Raw genomic sequence first — 750 nt, 5'->3', positions numbered from 1 at the left:
GGGGAGACCGAGCGGCACATCCGGGCGATCTTCGAGCGGGCGCGGGAGAAGGCGACCGAGGGCAACCCGGTCATCGTATTTTTCGACGAGATGGACTCGATCTTCCGCACGCGCGGGTCGGGCGTCTCCTCGGACATGGAGACGACGATCGTCCCGCAGCTGCTGGCCGAGATCGACGGCGTCGAGGACCTGCGCAACGTCATCGTGATCGGGGCCTCCAACCGCGAGGACATGATCGATCCGGCGATCTTGCGCCCGGGGCGCCTCGACCTCAAGATCCGCATCGACCGCCCCGACCGGGACGCCGCCGGCGACATCCTGGCCAAATACATCACCCCGGACCTGCGCTTCGACCCGTCGGAGATCGGGACCACGGGCCAGGACCACGTCCGCGAGATCATCTCCAGGATCCTCGACCGGCTCTACACCCGTGACGAGTCGACGACCTACGTCCACCTGGTCTACGCGTCCGGCCGGCGCGCCTCGCTGTACCTGGCGGACCTCACCTCCGGTGCGATGCTGCGCAACATCGTCGACCGCGCCAAGAAGCTTGCGATCAAGGACATCGTCCACGGTTCGGGCCAGGGGCTCACGACGGACGATTTCCTCGACGCCGTGGACGCCGAGTTCGCCGAGAACACGGACCTGCCCAACACCTCCAACCCGCAGGAATGGGCGAGGCTGTCGGGCGTGCGCGGGGAACGCGTGGTCGAGGTCTCGGTCCCGCGCCGGGAGGAGGACCTGTGACCC

General features: G+C 67.9%; 1 protein-coding gene. It reads left to right on the top strand.

What is annotated here, in order from left to right; genetic code table 11:
* The coding region (locus tag B4M60_RS10885) for an AAA family ATPase (protein WP_291083553.1) at positions 1–747 on the top strand (747 nt) is incomplete at its 5' end.
* Positions 748–750: the final 3 nt, after the last annotated feature.

This window comes from Dietzia sp. UBA5065 (genome assembly GCA_002415925.1).
Taxonomy (GTDB): Bacteria; Actinomycetota; Actinomycetes; order Mycobacteriales; family Mycobacteriaceae; genus Dietzia.
Note: the sequence above shows the minus strand (reverse complement) of the source record. Positions and strands in the feature narration are given on the sequence as shown.